Annotated in this window: 16 protein-coding genes; 6 read left to right on the forward strand and 10 right to left on the reverse strand. The window is 64.6% G+C overall.

All coding sequences use genetic code 11. From position 1 onward, the window contains the following. Window positions 1-31 precede the first annotated feature (31 nt). A complete protein-coding gene (locus ACZI8Q_RS06950; protein WP_463372768.1) occupies window positions 32-1597 on the forward strand; it encodes a carboxylesterase/lipase family protein in 1566 nt (521 codons plus the stop codon). Here ACZI8Q_RS06950 and ACZI8Q_RS06955 read toward each other — a convergent pair. Continuing rightward, window positions 1590-2828, reverse strand: coding sequence for an MFS transporter (locus ACZI8Q_RS06955; protein ID WP_463372769.1), 1239 nt, complete (start codon window positions 2826-2828; stop codon window positions 1590-1592). The genes ACZI8Q_RS06950 and ACZI8Q_RS06955 overlap by 8 nt on opposite strands. A gap of 193 nt (window positions 2829-3021) precedes the next feature. After that, window positions 3022-4395 (reverse strand): FAD-binding oxidoreductase, encoded by a 1374-nt coding sequence (locus ACZI8Q_RS06960; RefSeq protein WP_463372770.1) that lies wholly within the window; start codon window positions 4393-4395, stop codon window positions 3022-3024. A gap of 500 nt (window positions 4396-4895) precedes the next feature. Here ACZI8Q_RS06960 and ACZI8Q_RS06965 point away from each other — a divergent pair, with 500 nt between their 5' ends. After that, entirely contained in the window at window positions 4896-5210 is a 315-nt protein-coding gene (locus ACZI8Q_RS06965) for a hypothetical protein (protein WP_463372771.1), read from the forward strand. Between the two features lies 1 nt (window position 5211). Here ACZI8Q_RS06965 and ACZI8Q_RS06970 read toward each other — a convergent pair whose 3' ends face one another. The 3 genes from ACZI8Q_RS06970 to ACZI8Q_RS06980 form a co-directional block, all read right to left on the reverse strand. Beyond that, the gene (locus ACZI8Q_RS06970; protein ID WP_463372772.1) at window positions 5212-5874 is read right to left on the reverse strand and encodes a Type 1 glutamine amidotransferase-like domain-containing protein; all 663 of its coding nucleotides are present in this window, start codon (window positions 5872-5874) and stop codon (window positions 5212-5214) included. Between the two features lie 20 nt (window positions 5875-5894). Next, complete coding sequence (locus tag ACZI8Q_RS06975) at window positions 5895-6704, reverse strand: maleylpyruvate isomerase family mycothiol-dependent enzyme (RefSeq protein ID WP_463372773.1); 810 nt, start codon at window positions 6702-6704, stop codon at window positions 5895-5897. 198 nt (window positions 6705-6902) lie between these two features. Then, window positions 6903-7268 (reverse strand): DUF488 domain-containing protein, encoded by a 366-nt coding sequence (locus ACZI8Q_RS06980; RefSeq protein ID WP_463372774.1) that lies wholly within the window; start codon window positions 7266-7268, stop codon window positions 6903-6905. Window positions 7269-7529: 261 nt separating this feature from the next. Here ACZI8Q_RS06980 and ACZI8Q_RS06985 point away from each other — a divergent pair, with 261 nt between their 5' ends. The 3 genes from ACZI8Q_RS06985 to ACZI8Q_RS06995 are packed head-to-tail and all read left to right on the forward strand — an operon-like array spanning window position 7530 to window position 10405. Next, window positions 7530-8645, forward strand: coding sequence for a Re/Si-specific NAD(P)(+) transhydrogenase subunit alpha (locus tag ACZI8Q_RS06985; RefSeq protein ID WP_463372775.1), 1116 nt, complete (start codon window positions 7530-7532; stop codon window positions 8643-8645). After that, window positions 8646-8981, forward strand: a complete 336-nt coding sequence (locus ACZI8Q_RS06990; protein ID WP_463372776.1) for an NAD(P) transhydrogenase subunit alpha part 2 — start codon at window positions 8646-8648, stop codon at window positions 8979-8981. Beyond that, a complete protein-coding gene (locus ACZI8Q_RS06995; protein WP_463372777.1) occupies window positions 8981-10405 on the forward strand; it encodes an NAD(P)(+) transhydrogenase (Re/Si-specific) subunit beta in 1425 nt (474 codons plus the stop codon). The genes ACZI8Q_RS06990 and ACZI8Q_RS06995 overlap by 1 nt, the downstream gene beginning before the upstream one ends. 65 nt (window positions 10406-10470) lie before the next feature. Here ACZI8Q_RS06995 and ACZI8Q_RS07000 read toward each other — a convergent pair whose 3' ends face one another. From ACZI8Q_RS07000 to pdhA, 4 genes are all read right to left on the reverse strand, one after another. Continuing rightward, window positions 10471-11112: a hypothetical protein gene (locus tag ACZI8Q_RS07000; RefSeq protein WP_463372778.1), complete on the reverse strand. Its 642-nt coding sequence runs from the start codon at window positions 11110-11112 to the stop codon at window positions 10471-10473. Between the two features lie 72 nt (window positions 11113-11184). Beyond that, entirely contained in the window at window positions 11185-12411 is a 1227-nt protein-coding gene (locus tag ACZI8Q_RS07005; protein ID WP_463372779.1) for a dihydrolipoamide acetyltransferase family protein, read from the reverse strand. 18 nt (window positions 12412-12429) lie between these two features. Then, on the reverse strand, window positions 12430-13407 hold the full coding sequence (locus ACZI8Q_RS07010; RefSeq protein WP_463372780.1) for an alpha-ketoacid dehydrogenase subunit beta: 978 nt from the start codon (window positions 13405-13407) through the stop codon (window positions 12430-12432). After that, window positions 13404-14501: a pyruvate dehydrogenase (acetyl-transferring) E1 component subunit alpha gene (gene pdhA / locus ACZI8Q_RS07015; RefSeq protein ID WP_463372853.1), complete on the reverse strand. Its 1098-nt coding sequence runs from the start codon at window positions 14499-14501 to the stop codon at window positions 13404-13406. Before pdhA ends, ACZI8Q_RS07010 begins: the two co-directional genes overlap by 4 nt. Window positions 14502-14678: 177 nt before the next feature. Here pdhA and ACZI8Q_RS07020 point away from each other — a divergent pair, with 177 nt between their 5' ends. Beyond that, window positions 14679-15164, forward strand: a complete 486-nt coding sequence (locus ACZI8Q_RS07020; protein ID WP_463372781.1) for an Lrp/AsnC family transcriptional regulator — start codon at window positions 14679-14681, stop codon at window positions 15162-15164. Here ACZI8Q_RS07020 and ACZI8Q_RS07025 read toward each other — a convergent pair. After that, window positions 15154-15375: a hypothetical protein gene (locus ACZI8Q_RS07025; RefSeq protein ID WP_463372782.1), complete on the reverse strand. Its 222-nt coding sequence runs from the start codon at window positions 15373-15375 to the stop codon at window positions 15154-15156. The genes ACZI8Q_RS07020 and ACZI8Q_RS07025 overlap by 11 nt on opposite strands. Window positions 15376-15411 lie beyond the last annotated feature (36 nt).

Raw genomic sequence — 15411 nt, forward strand, 5'->3', positions numbered from 1 at the left:
CCCTGCACGCCTCGCGTTAGGAGATTCACTCGTGTCGGCAACCGGACCGGACGTCACGTCGATCGTTCACGCTCGCGATGGGGATGTGCGCGGATACGCCCACGAGGGTGACGAGAAACCGGTGTTCGCGTGGAAAGGAATTCCATATGCGGCGCCGCCGGTAGGCGCTCGCCGCTTTCGGGCTCCGGCCCCGCCGGCTCCGTGGGAGGGGGTACGCGACGGTCGCGACTTCGGTCCGATGGCACCGCAAGGGGCGAGTACGGCCGTCCCGATCGATGCGCATCTGGTCTACGACGAGGACTGCCTCTCCCTGAACGTATGGGCACCCGAACCGGACGGATCGCTGCGCCCGGTGCTCGTGTGGATCCACGGAGGCGCCTACTGCCTCGGTTCCTCCGCACAGGCGATCTACGACGGACGGTTACTGGCCGAACGCGGTGACGTGGTGGTGGTGACGATCAACTACCGCGTCGGTGCACTCGGATTTCTCGACCTGTCGTCGTTCTCGACCGCCGGTGCCGGCTTCGACACCAACTGTGGTTTGCGGGACCAGGTGGCTGCGTTCGAGTGGGTTCGTGACTGCATCGCAGATTTCGGGGGCGACCCGAACAATGTCACGGCATTCGGCGAGTCGTCCGGGGCTGGTTCGCTGACCACCCTCATGACGTGCCCGAGCGCGGAGGGGCTGTTTCACCGTGTGATCGCGCAGAGCCCGCCGGCGACGTCGGTGTACGGGGCCGAGCGTGCAGCCGACGTGGCCGAGAGATTCCTGGACATCCTCGAGCTCACGCCCGATCGTGCGGGTGAACTGCGGGACCTGCCGATCGAGAAGATCGTGGCGGCCGGCGACACCTTGGTGGACGAGGTGCCGAGCAGGATCCCGGGAACGTTGGCGATGGCACCGGTCGTCGATCGTGACTTCCTGCCCAAGTATCCAGTGGCGGCGTTCCAGAAGGGACTCTCGCACCGGATCCCGTTGATCATCGGCTACAACAAGGACGAGGCGTCGATCTTCAAGTTCATGAGATCACCGCTGCTTCCGGTGAGCGCCGAAGCCGTTCAGGAGATGTTGCGAGCTCTGGCAGCAGACCATCCGGAACTGTCCGCTGCTCGTCTCGCCGAGATTCTGTCGGCCTACCCGGATCGCGCGAAACCGAGTGGTGCATTGGCGATGTCACGCGACGCAGCGTTCCGGATGCCGGCACTGTGGGTGGCGGACGCGCACAGTCGGCATTCGCCGACGTGGATGTACCGGTTCGACCACGCGACACCGATGCTGAAGGCCGCCCGCGTGGGTGCCGGTCACGCCACCGAGTTGCCGTACGTGTTCGGCAATTTCGGCACGTTGAACGTCGACCCCACATTCTGGATCGGTGGCCGCAAAGTGGCTCTCGAGGTGTCGGGGCGGATACAGCGCAGATGGCTGGCGTTCGCGAAGCACGGGGTTCCTGCCGCGATCGACGGTTCGAAGCATTGGCCGCCGTACGACGAGGAGACGCGCAACGCGTTGATCATCGACAGTTCCGACACGGTGGTCGTGGACCCCGACCACGCACTGCGCGCCGCATGGGGCGACGAGGTCGTGGGCTTCAACTGACCGTATCGGGGTCGGGATCGAGCCCACGAAGACTCGAGAACCCCAGGCACGCAACGCCGAGGATGACAACCGGCACCGCCAGCGCAAAGAACGCCGGTTGGACTCCGAGCCGATCCAGCATCGGCCCGGCGAATACGAAGCCGAGCGGCCCGGCAGCGTATGCCGTGGATGTCATGACACCGACCACCCTGCCGCGCATGTGTTCGGGGCTCCGCGTCTGCATCGCATAGTTGACGATCGGGCCCACCGGCCCGAATACGAACCCTTGCAGGGCCGCGAGCAGGAGGATCACCCACAGCGACGGTAGGAACGCCATGGCAACCATGGCAAGGCCGAGAACAATCACCGCGGTGATGAGAACCTTCCACCGTGAAAGATACGGTGCGGCAGGACCGTAGGCCAGAGCGCCCGTGACGCCACCGACGCTGAGCGCCATCAGAACCGAACCCAGCTGTGCCGGCTGGTCCAGCTCCGTGAAATACACGGGAAAGAGCACACCCTCGACGGGCATGTACAGGGCGACCAGGACCATGTCGACGAGAGCCAATGTCCTCAGCAACCTGTCGTTCCATACGAACCGTAGACCTTCCAGGGTGCCGTGCCAGATCGACCGTGGCCGATTCGCGGCCAGAGGCCGACCAGCGTCCTCGAGTCGGATGAATGCGACCGATCCGATCGACAGAACGAAACATACTGCCGTGACCCACAGGGCATTTGCCGCGCCCACGGATGCGATGAGGACACCGCCGACACCGGGACCGATCAGGTAGGCGACGTTGTAGTTCGCCTCGTAGACACTGTTGGTTCGATCGAGGGTCCAGTCGGCAGCGCGGGTCGCGGCAGGCAGCATCGATTCCCGCGCTGAAATCCCGGCGGGGTCGAAGAACGATCCGAGCGCTGCGAGAATCGCAATCGTCGTTACCGTGAGGCCGGACGTCGCCGCCACGATGGGGATGGACGCTACGGACACCGCGGACAGGACGTCCGACACGATCGACGTCCTCCGACGTCCGAACAGATCGACGAACGTCCCGGAGAACAGACTGGACAGCAACAGCGGCAGCGTCGTCGCACCGGCGACGATCGCTGCATCGGAGGCGCGGCCGGTGAGTTCCAGCACGAGCCACGGCAATGCAACGATCACGATGCCGTTGCCGGTGGCCGAGACCAGTGTTGCCAGGTTGAGCAGCAGCAGAGGTCGGCGGCGCTTGGCCGTGTCCACCGCGGTCACGGCGATTCCTCCCGGTCGGTTGGGGTGAAATCGACGCTAGCAGCGCCGCCCGGGGCGGCGCGACGGATTATTCGTGCGAAGGATCGATCAGAGCATCCTGCGAAGCAACATCACGTTGCAGTCCGACCACGTTGTAGCCCAGCCACGTGGTGGTAAGGAAGCACAGACGGAGACGAATCGTGCGAGGTGGATTTCACAGGACGGCGCCGGGGTTGAGAATCCCGCGTGGGTCGAGCGCCGTCTTGATCCGCCTCGTCAACGCCATCACGTCGTCGCCCACCTGGTCGGGCAGCCATGCCTTCTTGAGTCGCCCGACACCGTGCTCGCCGGAGATGGTGCCGCCGAGTGCGATGGCGAGTTCCATGATCTCGCCGAACGCGACCCGGGCACGTTGCGCCATCTCTGCGTCACCCGGGTCGAAAACGATGAGGGGATGGGTGTTGCCGTCGCCTGCGTGAGCGATCACGGCAATTGTCACATCGCGGCGCTGGGCGATCGCGGCGATACCGTCCACGAGGGCGGGTAGTTCCGGAATCGGCACCCCGACGTCTTCCAGGAGGATGCTGCCCAACCGCTCGACGGCGGGAATCGCAGCACGACGTGCGGCAGCGAACGCTTCGCCTTCGTCCTGGTCGTCGGTGGTGAAGACGTCGTCCGCGCCGTTGTTTCGGCAGACGTCTGCGACGTGATTGATTTCCCGGGAAGCGACGTCGCCGGCCGCGTCCGAGCGCACGATCAACAAGGCTTCGGCGCCACGATCGAGTCCCATGCGCATCGCGTCCTCCACTGCTCCGACGGACACGCGATCCATGAACTCGAGCATCGAGGGTCGTAACGAGCGGGTGATGGCCAGCACCGCGTCGGCGGCGGACTGCACGGACGGGAAGCTTGCGACCAGCGTGGACGAGGGTGCCTGAGCGGGAATCAGCCGCAGGGTCGCTTCGGTGACGACGCCGAGGGTGCCTTCGCTGCCGACGAACAGCTTGGTCAACGACAGACCGGCCACATCCTTGAGTCGCGGGCCGCCGAGACGTACCGCCGTGCCGTCCGCGAGCACGACACGCAATCCCAGTACGTAGTCGGTGGTCACGCCGTACTTGACGCAACACAGACCGCCGGCGTTGGTGGCGACGTTTCCCCCGATAGAGCACATTTCGAAAGACGAGGGGTCCGGCGGATACCAGAGATCGTGTTCGGCGGCGGCCTTCTTCACATCGGCGTTGAATGCACCGGGTTCCACGACAGCCACCCGAGTGACCGGGTCGATCGCGATGTCTCGCATGCGTTCGGTACTCAGAACGACGCCCCCGTGGACGGCGGTGGCGCCGCCGCTCAGTCCGGTGCCGGCTCCTCGCGGCACGACCGGCACCCGATGTTCGTGTGCCCACTTCATGACGACCTGGACATCGTCGGTGCTGGTTGCCCGGACGAGCGCGGAGGGAAGTGGGGCGTCGGGTTCCTTGGCCCAGTCCTGACGGTAGGCGGCCATGATGTCCGGATCCGTGGTCACAGATCCGTCGGGTAGTGCGGCGCGCAGGATTGCGATGGTGTCGGCCGAGGCCGTCATTGGTTGCTCCTGATCGAGGTGCCCCTCACCGTAACCCGCGGGGCAGGCGGGCCAGCTGAATTTGATCGAGTGTCCAGATGACATATGTCCGTTTTGGAGTCGATCAAAAGTGGTACAACCAGCATTGATGGATAAAACAGGACGACCGTTCGGTTCTGTATTCGCCCAATACGTTCGAGTGTCTCACATAGTGGGACGCCGGGGATTTTTTTTTCCGCACACGATCGCCGGGTAGGCGATGTCGGCCGAATGGATGCAATGCGCTGGTCAGGGCTGTGAACGACGAGCTTCGAGCGTATGAATACAGCTGTAACCCACGTCACATCCGAAACTCTGTTACCTGATCGTTTCTGCGACGCAATTCAAATTGAGTGTTCTACGGGTTAGCGTCTCCATCGTCGAACAGAGGCGAGGCGTTACACCGAATCTTGGTACTTCTTCGAAATGTGAGAGAGACCATGAATCCGGTGGCACGTACCAACCACGGAAGGACCGCACTGATGATTGCTACGACCGGGGATGCCCACAGCTACGTATCGGCCATGTTCTCTGACGAGTTCATCGATGGTGGCGTCGACAACGACCTGATCGAGCAGATTCATCGTGGCGAGTTCGGCGAATGGCTGTTCGCCGTCGCCGGTTCCGGTCTCTTCACCAACGCCGAGGTCGACATCATGGAAGGTGAGTGGCAGCAGAAGCCCCGAGCCTTCCTCGATGCGCTCCTCGCCGAGGCCGACGAGATCACCACCAGGCGGTGCAACCTCGTCTGGGAATCACTCGACCGTGTGGTCGAACCCGTCGCCGTCTTCGGCTGACTCAGTCGGACAGGCTACTGTCGCCGTCCACGACGATCGCGTCGTCGTCGGTCAGGGTTCGGTAGACGACCCCAGCGGATCGCAAGGTGGCGATCGTGCGGTTCACTTCTGCCAGATCGGTCAGCGACACGTCTGCTGCGCCCGTACCCGGTGCGGGAGAATGCGGCACTATTGCGAAATCGACAAACCCCAGACCGTCCCACAACGGTTCGACAGCGCACGTCGGGCGTACCTCGCCCGGATCGTCACTCGCGTCCAACCCGAGTAGCGTCGGCGTCGCCACACATGCTCCCGCACTGTAGCCCGCATATACGAGCGAACCGCTACGTACGCGGTCGCGAATCACCCCATCTGCACCACTGCGTGCCATCTGGGCACGGAGAACAAAGGTGTTGCCACCCCGAACCCACACCGCTCGAAACGGGGCCAGGCGGTCGGCGAGGGCGTCCGGGCGTCCGACGAACTGCCGCAAATCCACCTCTTCGGCCCGATACCCCAAACGCCGCAACGGTGTGATATCGCTGACCACCGCCGAGGCGCGAGCCGTGGCCGGCCACGCGTCGGCCGCCGCCGCGATCACCGCGACCCGCGCACCGCTGTCGAGCAGTGCGCGGAAACGGTCGGGATTCGCACCGAACCGGTACGAAGACAGAAACAATCGCATGATCGGATCGTGAAGGCTGGTCAGATCGTGAAGGCGAGGTTGTCGACGATGGTCTTTCCCAGTGCCTTGTCGCCGACGAGTTCGATGTCGTCACCGTGATCCCAGGCGAAGGCCCGGCCACCGGCCAGGCGCGTGAACAACCGACCGTCCATGCGTACGGAAACGGTGGCAGCGGACGGCAACTCCGCGACCACGGACGCCCGTCCGTCCACCGCAACGAAGACGCTGCGTCCGAGGGGGCCCGAGAGTTCGAACGCGACACGTGAGCCATCCGGTGCCTTCGCCTTCTTGCCGACGACGTAGCCGAGCGTTGCCACCAGCTCCTCGAACGCTATCTCCGACCGCGCACCGTCCTCGTTCCCGGGCTTGCCGATGGCATCGCGGATGTCCAGTTCGTGCATCCAGCAGTCGAAGACCCGGATACGCATGAACCGTCGATACGGGGCAAGGCCGACAGGGGTGGTGGTCTCGGCGTCGAACTCCTCGTCCGTCATTGCGGTCAACTCGGCACGGCGACGTGAAACGGTTTCGCGGAACCGCGTGAGCATTGCCGCGCCGGACTCGCCCCGCAGGCCTTCCACCCACTCCTCGTTGAACGCACCGATCTCGTTGCGGACGTGGGGAAGCGAATGCACGTCGATCGAAGTACGAGGCGGGGAAATGCCGGAGAGCATGGACTCCGTACCGATGATGTGGGCAACGACATCATGGACAGTCCAACCGGGAAGTGCGCTCGGGCAGTACCAATCGTCCGCCGCGAGATCCGTCAGCACGGAGTCGAGGGCGGTCCACTGCTCGAGAAGTGCCTCCAGTACGGCAGTGCGTGTCATGGACGTCTCCTAGCCAGAGTTCCGGTGGTGTGCTTCCTCACCGACCACGGTCAACGACATCTGTTGCGCAGCGGGGACACTCCGAGTCTGCACCATCGGTGAGGAACGCGCCGCAGTCAGGGCACACCCGGTCGAGCCAACACACCGGATCGCCCCCAAAATCTGTTTCCGGGTAACGGCTTTCGGGCTCACTGGAGTTCACGATCTCTCCCGCAGATACTCGGCCAGAACGCTCGCTTGGCTGTGGTCCACATCCTTGGTCGCAGTCAGCAGGACCAGCGGGCGTCCGTCCGCCAACTTCAGCACCCGCTCCACCGCGCGGTGGCCGTCTTCCGACTCGAGTTCGGCGACGTACTTCTTCTTGAACTCCGAGAACAACGTGGTGTCGTGTGCATACCAGTGACGCAGATTCGGCGACGGCGCCAGATCCTTCGCCCAATCGTCGTAATGAAACGCGTCCTTGCGCATGCCGCGCGGCCACAGTCGGTCGACGAACAACCGCAGGGCGTCCTCGTCGGCGGGGTGGTCGTAGACGCGTTCGATTTTCACGGTCGGTTCACTCATCGATTCACCTCCGGTCCCATTACCTCAGAGTACGTCGCGATACCATGTGAGCGGTCTCACATTTGGGGTGCGGAATGTGTGAGAACGGCTGTTCGGACTCGATTCAGAGGGAACTGTGATCACGAAAGCTGGTCGAACCCAAGGGTAGGTCTGGCTATCATCATTCGAATTCTTTTCCAGAGGCGGTTTTGGATTCCGCCGGTCACAGGATGGTCGCTGCCCGTGTGCAGCTGATCACCGTCAACCGCAGGAAGTCGGAGAATGGATACATCGGAGAGCGTGGCTTCGCCGCGCCCGACGGTCGGCGTCGTTCGTGAAACGGGCGACGGCGAGCGTCGAGTGGCAATGGTGCCGAAAGTTGTGGCACCGCTGATCGGCAAGGGCTTCGACGTGGTTGTCGAAGCCGGAGCAGGGGTGAACGCACTCATCCCCGACGAGTCGTATGTCGACGCGGGAGCGTCGATCGGCGACCCGTGGGCAGCGGACGTGGTCGTCAAGGTGGCGCCGCCGTCACCCGACGAGGTGTCGAAATTCCGTTCGGGGCAGACCCTCATCGGATTCCTGGCTCCACGCAACGAGGACAACCGGATCGCCGACCTGAAGTCGGCAGGCGTCGAAGCGTTCGCAGTCGAGGCGATCCCGCGCATTTCACGTGCGCAGGGGATGGACGCGCTGTCGTCGCAGGCGAACGTGTCCGGCTACAAAGCCGTCATCGTGGCCGCATCCGAGTCGACTCGGTTCTTTCCGATGCTCACCACGGCGGCCGGGACCGTCAAGCCGGCAACTGTGCTGGTGCTCGGTGTCGGTGTCGCCGGCCTGCAGGCGTTGGCCACGGCAAAGCGACTCGGCGGTCGTGCGACCGGCTACGACGTGCGCCCGGAGGTGGCCGACCAGGTTCGCTCGGTGGGCGCACAGTGGCTCGATCTCGGCATCGACGCAGCCGGTGAGGGTGGATATGCCCGTGAGCTCACCGACGACGAGCGTGCCCGGCAGCAGCAGGCGCTCGAAGATGCCATCAAGGGATTCGACGTCGTCATCACCACCGCACTCGTTCCCGGACGCCCGGCACCGCGCCTGGTCACCGCGGCGGCCGTCGAGGGCATGAAGCCCGGCTCCGTGGTGGTCGACCTTGCCGGCGAGACCGGAGGCAACTGCGAGCTCACCGAACCGGGGGAGACCGTGGTCAAGCACGGCGTCACCATCTGCTCGCCGCTGAACCTTCCGGCGACGATGCCCGAACACGCATCGGAGCTGTACTCGAAGAACGTGTCCGCGCTGATCGAGCTCTTGCTCGACGAGAGCGGCGCGCTCGCCCCCGACTTCTCGGACGAGATCCTTGCGGGTGCATGCGTGACGCGGACTGAGGAGAACGTCTAGATGTACAACGAACTGCTTGCGAACATCGCGATTCTGGTCCTTGCCGGATTCGTCGGATTCGCCGTTATTTCCAAGGTTCCGAACACGCTGCACACGCCGCTGATGTCCGGTACCAACGCCATTCACGGCATCGTCGTGCTCGGCGCCCTGGTGGTCCTCGGGCACCTGCCCGGTGACGCTCACTGGGGAATCAAGATCATCCTGTTCGTCGCCCTGGTGTTCGGCACGCTGAATGTCGTCGGTGGCTTCGTCGTCACCGATCGCATGCTCGGCATGTTCAAGCCCAAGAAGCCCGTGTCCGACACGGATGCAGAGAAGAAGGGGGCTGACGCCTGATGGGCTACCTCGTCTCCGTCCTGTACATCGTCGCGTTTGCGATGTTCATCTACGGCCTGTCGGGTCTGACCGGCCCGAAGACGGCAGTGCGCGGCAATTACATTGCCGCCGTCGGTATGGGCATCGCGGTCATCGCAGTGCTCATCGACATCCGTGAGACCGACAACTGGGGCCTGATCATCGGCGGCCTGGCCGTCGGCGTAATCCTCGGCGTCCCGCCCGCACTCAGGACCAAGATGACGGCCATGCCGCAGCTGGTCGCGCTGTTCAACGGCGTCGGCGGTGGCACCGTGGCCTTGATCGCGTGGGCCGAGTTTCTCGACTCGTCCAGCTTCACCACCCTCGACGACGAACCGACCGTCACCATGATCGTCGGCTCGCTGTTCGCTGCGATCATCGGCTCGATCTCCTTCTGGGGCTCGCTCGTCGCGTTCGCGAAGCTGCAGGAACTGCTCAACAAGAACCTCGAGAAGAGGCTGGTCTCGGCGGCGAAGCTGTTCCAGCTCGCCAACATCGTGCTGGTACTCGCCTCGATCGCGATTGCCGTGTACATCGGCATCAGTGCCGATGGCGAGCCACTGGCATCGTGGTGGATCGTTCTGCTGCTCGTCGTTGCGGGCCTGATGGGTCTGTTCGTCGTGCTGCCGATCGGCGGTGCCGACATGCCCGTGGTCATCTCGCTGCTCAACGCCCTGACAGGTCTGTCCGCTGCAGCTGCCGGTCTGGCGCTGAACAACCAGGCGATGATCGTCGCCGGCATGATTGTCGGCGCGTCCGGCACGATCCTGACCAACCTGATGGCCAAGGCCATGAACCGCTCGATCCCGGCAATCGTGTTCGGTGCGTTCGGCGGCGGCGACGAGGGCGGCGCTGTGGCCGGCCTCGGTGGTGGCACCGTCAAGGCGACCTCCGCATCCGACGCTGCAATCCAGATGGCATACGCCAACCAGGTCATCGTCGTGCCCGGCTACGGTCTGGCCGTGGCGCAGGCACAGCACGCTGTCAAGGAGATGGCGGCGCTGCTCGAAGAGCGTGGCGTCGAGGTCAAGTACGCGATTCACCCGGTCGCCGGTCGTATGCCCGGCCACATGAACGTCCTGCTTGCCGAAGCCGACGTCGAATACGACGCGATGAAGGAGATGGACGGCATCAACGGCGAGTTCGGCCGCACCGATGTCACCATCGTCATCGGCGCGAACGACGTGACGAACCCAGCTGCGCGGCTGGATTCGTCGAGCCCGATCTACGGCATGCCGATTCTCAATGTCGATCAGTCTCGGTCGGTCATCGTGATGAAGCGGTCGATGAGCGCCGGTTACGCCGGCATCGACAATCCGCTGTTCACGCTCGACCAGACGTCGATGCTGTTCGGTGACGCCAAGAAGATGGTCGGCGAGGTCACCGAGGAACTGAAGGCCCTGTAGCAGGGCTTCGCCCCCTGTGAGCGGCTAGCGAGTCTCCGGACTCGCTAGCCGCTCACAGGGGTTTTTCAGTACCGGCGGCGAGACAACGCCATGGCTGCTGTGTCCGGCCGGAGCGCCTCACGCTTCTTGGCGTCGGGGGAGTAGAGCATCACGGTGGAGGCAACGAGCCACCACACGGCGACGATCCCGAGGCTGGCTACCAGACCGAACGCGGATGTCGGTCCGACCATTGCCGCAGCGCCCGCGGTGGCCACGACCGTCACGAATCCGAGTCCACGGATCGCCGGAACGAAGCGCGGAGCCGCGACGAGCAGTGCCGCCCCCAACACCGCAGCGACGGCAACGAGATGCCCACTGGGCAACAGGACCCACGACGCCTCGTCCCCGACCCAGGTGCGAATGCCCGCGGAGGTGACATTGGCCCCGATGGACAGCGTCAGTACGGCACCGACGCCGTAGGGGAGCGTGCGAACCATCGCCACAACGGCCATGGCGGTCGTCGCTACCAGCATTGTGGTGACGTTCACGGGTGCGATGACCGCTTCTGCGAGAGGCCGCAGTGCGCTCGGTAGAGCGATCGGGCTACTGGTGGGCTGGACGGAGTACAGGACGAACAGGGCCACCGCGCCCACGATCGCGAAAGTCAATCGGCGAACGCTGTGACGCAGTCGGGTCTCCGTGTCAGTGGTGGGGTCGAGTGCAGTCACGCCTATATCATGCATCCAAATTCTGAACACACAATGAGATGTAACTGTGATCCCGATCAGACGTGACCGAAATCATAGATGGGCGATCAGGTCCGCGGGATCGGTGAGCATGGCACCGACCCTCGAGAGGAACATCGAACCCTGTTCACCGTCGATCACACGGTGATCGAACGTGAGACTCAGGGTCGTCACATCCCGCACCGTCAGTTCTCCTTCTTCACGCTTGCCCTCCGCAACCCAGGGACGCTTCGCCACCCGGCCCAGGCACAGGATGGCCGCCTCGCCGGGATTGAGGACAGGAGTGCCGGCATCGACCCCGAACGATCCGACGTTGGTGATGGAAATGGTGCCGCCGATCAGATCTCCGGGAGTGGCCTTGCCGCTGCGCGCCGCATCGGTGAGCTCACCGATGGCTCGACACAGGTCGACGAGCGTCATCGCCTGCGCATCCTTCACGTTGGGCACGACCAGCCCACGGGACGTCGCCGCAGCGATACCCAGATTGACCGAGCGATGGACGATGATCGAGTCGTCGTCCCACGATGCATTGATCTCGGGTAGGCCGCGGATGGCCGTGATCGTTGCCTTGGCCACCAGCGTCAGTGGTGTCAGCGGTAGTCCGTCGAACTCGGGGTGCATTCGCAGCCGACCGAGCAGATCCATCGAGCGAGTCATGTCCACCGTCAGGAACACGGTCGCGTGCGGCGCCGTGAATGCGCTGTCGACCATGGCGGCGGCCATCTGCTTCCGCACACCGCGTACCGGGATGCGACGCGACCGGCTGTCCGGGGCAGCGTCGAGGTCGCCGACGGTGACGGCACCGCCGTGCCCCGATCCGCTCACGGACGACAAGTCGAGTCCGCGCTCACGGGCCAGGCGCCGAGCGGCGGGCGTCGCGTCCGGTCTGGGGGTGCTGGACGAATCTGGACGGGTCCGGCGGGTTCGCCGGCGCTTGCTTTCCGGCTCTGCGCCCGGTCCGTAGCCGACGAGTACCGGGTTCTCCTCGGCGGGCGGCTGGTCATGTGCGGGCGGCTGTGTGCCGAGAGTGGAAACTTGGGCATCGTCGGTGCGAATCCGGACGATGGGGGTACCGACGGGCACCGTGGTGCCCGCGTCGACCAGAACTGCCTCCACCACACCCGCATGGGGTGACGGCAGCTCGACGAGCGCTTTCGCCGATTCCACTTCTGCGATGACCTGATTGAGTTCGACGTGGTCACCGGCCTCGACCGACCAGGACACGATCTCTGCCTCTGTGAGCCCCTCCCCGAGGTCGGGCATCCGGAATTCCTCGGCCACGACGGGTTGCCTCCGATCTCACGCGGCGAGACTGCGATCGACTGCACCGAGCAGTCGATCGGCGTCGGGCAGGTGGTGTAGTTCCAGTTTCGCAGGTGGGTAGGGGATGTCGAAACCACCGACGCGCAGTACCGGTGCCTCCAATTGGTAGAAGCAGCGCTCCGAGATTCGGGCCGCGATTTCCGCACCCAAGCCGAGGAACGTCGGCGCCTCGTGTGCGACGACGAGGCGGCCCGTCCGTCGGACCGATTCTTCGACGGTGTCGAAGTCGATCGGCGAGAGGGATCGGAGATCGATGACCTCCAGTGAGCGGCCCTCGTCGTCTGCGATGTCGGCTGCCGAGAGCGCTGTGGCGACCGTACCGCCGTACGTGACGACCGTGACGTCCGTGCCGCGGCGCACGACGCGGGCCGTGTGCAGCCCGAGCGTGGGCGCCGCATCCATGTCCACGTCGGCCTTGTCCCAGTACCGGCGCTTCGGTTCGAAGAACACCACCGGATCGTCGGAGGCGATGGATTGCTGGATCATGTGGAACGCATCCGCGGGGTTGCTGGGGCTGACGACACGCAGACCCGCGGTATGCGCAAAGTACGTCTCCGGCGATTCCGAATGATGCTCGACGGCGCCGATGCCACCCCCGTACGGGATGCGGATGGTCAGCGGTGCCCGCACGGCACCGCCGGTACGGTAGTGAATTTTCGCGACCTGCGAGACGATCTGATCGAAACCGGGATACACGAATCCGTCGAACTGGATTTCGCAGACCGGACGGTACCCGCGTAGGGCCAATCCGAATGCGGTACCGATGATCCCGGATTCCGCGAGCGGGGTGTCGATGACGCGGCCACTCCCGAAGTCCTTCTGCAACGTGTCGGTGACTCGGAAGACGCCACCGAGTGCGCCGACGTCCTCACCCATGACGATGACCTTGTCGTCGTGCTCGAGGGCGCGCCGCAATCCGGCGCCCACCGCTGCCCCCAAACCGAGCGTGGTCATGACGGCACCTCCTGCCGAGATCCGAAACTGCTCAGATACGCGGCGTACGCGGCGCGTTCTTCCGCGATCAGGGCATGGTCTTCGCTGTACACGTGCTCGAACAGCGCCGCAGGGTGCGGGTCGGGTGCACCTCGTGCGCCGGCGCGAAGTCGCCGGGCCACGTCGTCGGCGGTCTCGCGCACCGTGCCGTCGAACTCGTCGGTCCACAGCCCTTCGCGCTCGAGCAGGCGTCGCATGCGCAGCAACGGGTCGCGCGACTTCCACGCTTCCGTCTCTGCCGCGGCGCGGTACCGCGTGGGGTCATCGGAGGTCGTATGGGGGCCCATGCGGTAGGTGATGGCCTCGATGAACGCGGGACCCCCACCATCGCGTGCACGGCGCGTCGCCTCGCGGGTGGTGGCAAGGACGGCCAGTACGTCGTTGCCGTCGACGCGGACCGCGGGCATCCCGTAGCCGGCCGCTCGTCCCGCTATCGGCACCGGACTTTGCAGCGACACCGGCTCACTGATGGCCCACTGATTGTTCTGGCAGAAGAAGACGACGGGTGCGTTGAAGCTGACGGCGAAACCGAGTGCTTCCGCGATATCACCCTGGCTGGTTGCACCGTCACCGAAGTAGGCGATGGTGGCGATTTCGGCCCCGTCCAGGTGCGCGCCCATCGCATAGCCGGTCGCGTGCAGGCCCTGGGCGCCGACCACGATTGCCGGGTTGGTGACGCCGACACTGTTCGGGTCCCAGCCGGAGAGTGCGCACCCCCGCCACATCCGCGTCATCGACTCCGGGGCGACACCGCGGCAGTAGGCGACGGCGTGTTCGCGGTAGCTCGTGAAGGCGTAGTCGCCCGGTTCGAGGGCGTGTGCCGAGCCCACCTGCGCGGCTTCCTGCCCGAGCATGGGAGCCCAGAGGCCGAGTTCGCCCTGGCGCTGCAGGGCGGTCGCCTCGGTGTCGATGCGCCTGGTGACGACGAGGTCCTGGTACAGAGTGCGCAGTGCATCAGGGCCGATATCTGTGACGAGCGCTGCGTAGTCGGGGCGGTGAACACGCCTGCCGTCGGGCTGGACGAGTTGTATCGGGTACGGGATCTTGTCGATCATCGGGTACACCTCCTCGGCGGCGAGGTGGCCTTGTGGGCTGCTCACCTTTGGGGCCGTCCGGCCCTGAATGTGTCCTACTTCACAGCATCCACGCTGGGGCGGATTGCGCAAGCGATGATCGACAGATTGTGCATAATGCCCAGCCAATGATGATGCGCCATTGGCATACTGCGAAACATGACCACTATGGATGCCACCGACGCCCGACTGCTGCTCGCGTTGTCGGAGAGTCCGCGGGCGACGGGAGTGGAGTTGGCTGCGCGTCTGGGCCTGTCGCGAAACACGGTGCAGGCGCGGTTGGCGCGATGGGAGTCGACCGGTGCGCTCGGTGGGGTCGACCGGCGGGTCGCCCCGAGTGCTCTCGGTTACCCGTTGTCGGCGTACGTCGCGACGCGGGTCGACCAACACCGACTCGACGCCGTCGTGGAACGGTTGGCCGATATTCCGGAAGTGGTGGAGGTGTCGGGCATGACGGGGGAGACCGATCTTTCGGTGAAGGTCGTGGCGAAGGATGCCGACGACCTCTACCGCTTGGCCGGCCTGATCTTGGAAATACCCGGTGTCGAACGCACGAACATGGCACTTGTCATGCGGGAACTCGTCGGACCGCGTCTCGGTCCGCTACTCGAGCGGCTGGCCGGTGGTCGGCCGCTCAGTCGATGAGGTGGCGAAGAAACCGATCCGGTTGGGCGAGGAAGTCTCTGGTGATGCGTACGGGCAGGGCGTCGTCGTAATCGACGGTGTCGATCATCCCGTCGTCGGAGATTTCGTAGATCGTCGCTCCCGGTAGCGCCAGCAGGATAGGCGAATGGGTGGCAACGACGATCTGGCAATCCCCGGCTGTCAGCTCTGCCAACCGGGCAAGCACGGCCATGCACCGTTGCCTTCTGGTGAGCAGATGTGAGCATGC

The organism is Rhodococcus quanlei, from assembly GCF_055231015.1.

Bases quoted from the DNA above. Each gene is read 5' to 3' on its own strand.
- ACZI8Q_RS06960 (WP_463372770.1), bottom strand. From the start codon at position 4,395: ATGACGGCCTCGGCCGACACCATCGCAATCCTGCGCGCCGCACTACCC.
- ACZI8Q_RS06965 (WP_463372771.1), top strand. From the start codon at position 4,896: ATGATTGCTACGACCGGGGATGCCCACAGCTACGTATCGGCCATGTTC.
- ACZI8Q_RS06970 (WP_463372772.1), bottom strand. From the start codon at position 5,874: ATGCGATTGTTTCTGTCTTCGTACCGGTTCGGTGCGAATCCCGACCGT.
- ACZI8Q_RS06975 (WP_463372773.1), bottom strand. From the start codon at position 6,704: ATGACACGCACTGCCGTACTGGAGGCACTTCTCGAGCAGTGGACCGCC.
- ACZI8Q_RS06980 (WP_463372774.1), bottom strand. From the start codon at position 7,268: ATGAGTGAACCGACCGTGAAAATCGAACGCGTCTACGACCACCCCGCC.
- ACZI8Q_RS06985 (WP_463372775.1), top strand. From the start codon at position 7,530: ATGGATACATCGGAGAGCGTGGCTTCGCCGCGCCCGACGGTCGGCGTC.
- ACZI8Q_RS06990 (WP_463372776.1), top strand. From the start codon at position 8,646: ATGTACAACGAACTGCTTGCGAACATCGCGATTCTGGTCCTTGCCGGA.
- ACZI8Q_RS06995 (WP_463372777.1), top strand. From the start codon at position 8,981: ATGGGCTACCTCGTCTCCGTCCTGTACATCGTCGCGTTTGCGATGTTC.
- ACZI8Q_RS07010 (WP_463372780.1), bottom strand. From the start codon at position 13,407: ATGACCACGCTCGGTTTGGGGGCAGCGGTGGGCGCCGGATTGCGGCGC.
- pdhA (WP_463372853.1), bottom strand. From the start codon at position 14,501: ATGATCGACAAGATCCCGTACCCGATACAACTCGTCCAGCCCGACGGC.
- ACZI8Q_RS07020 (WP_463372781.1), top strand. From the start codon at position 14,679: ATGACCACTATGGATGCCACCGACGCCCGACTGCTGCTCGCGTTGTCG.
- ACZI8Q_RS07025 (WP_463372782.1), bottom strand. From the start codon at position 15,375: ATGGCCGTGCTTGCCCGGTTGGCAGAGCTGACAGCCGGGGATTGCCAG.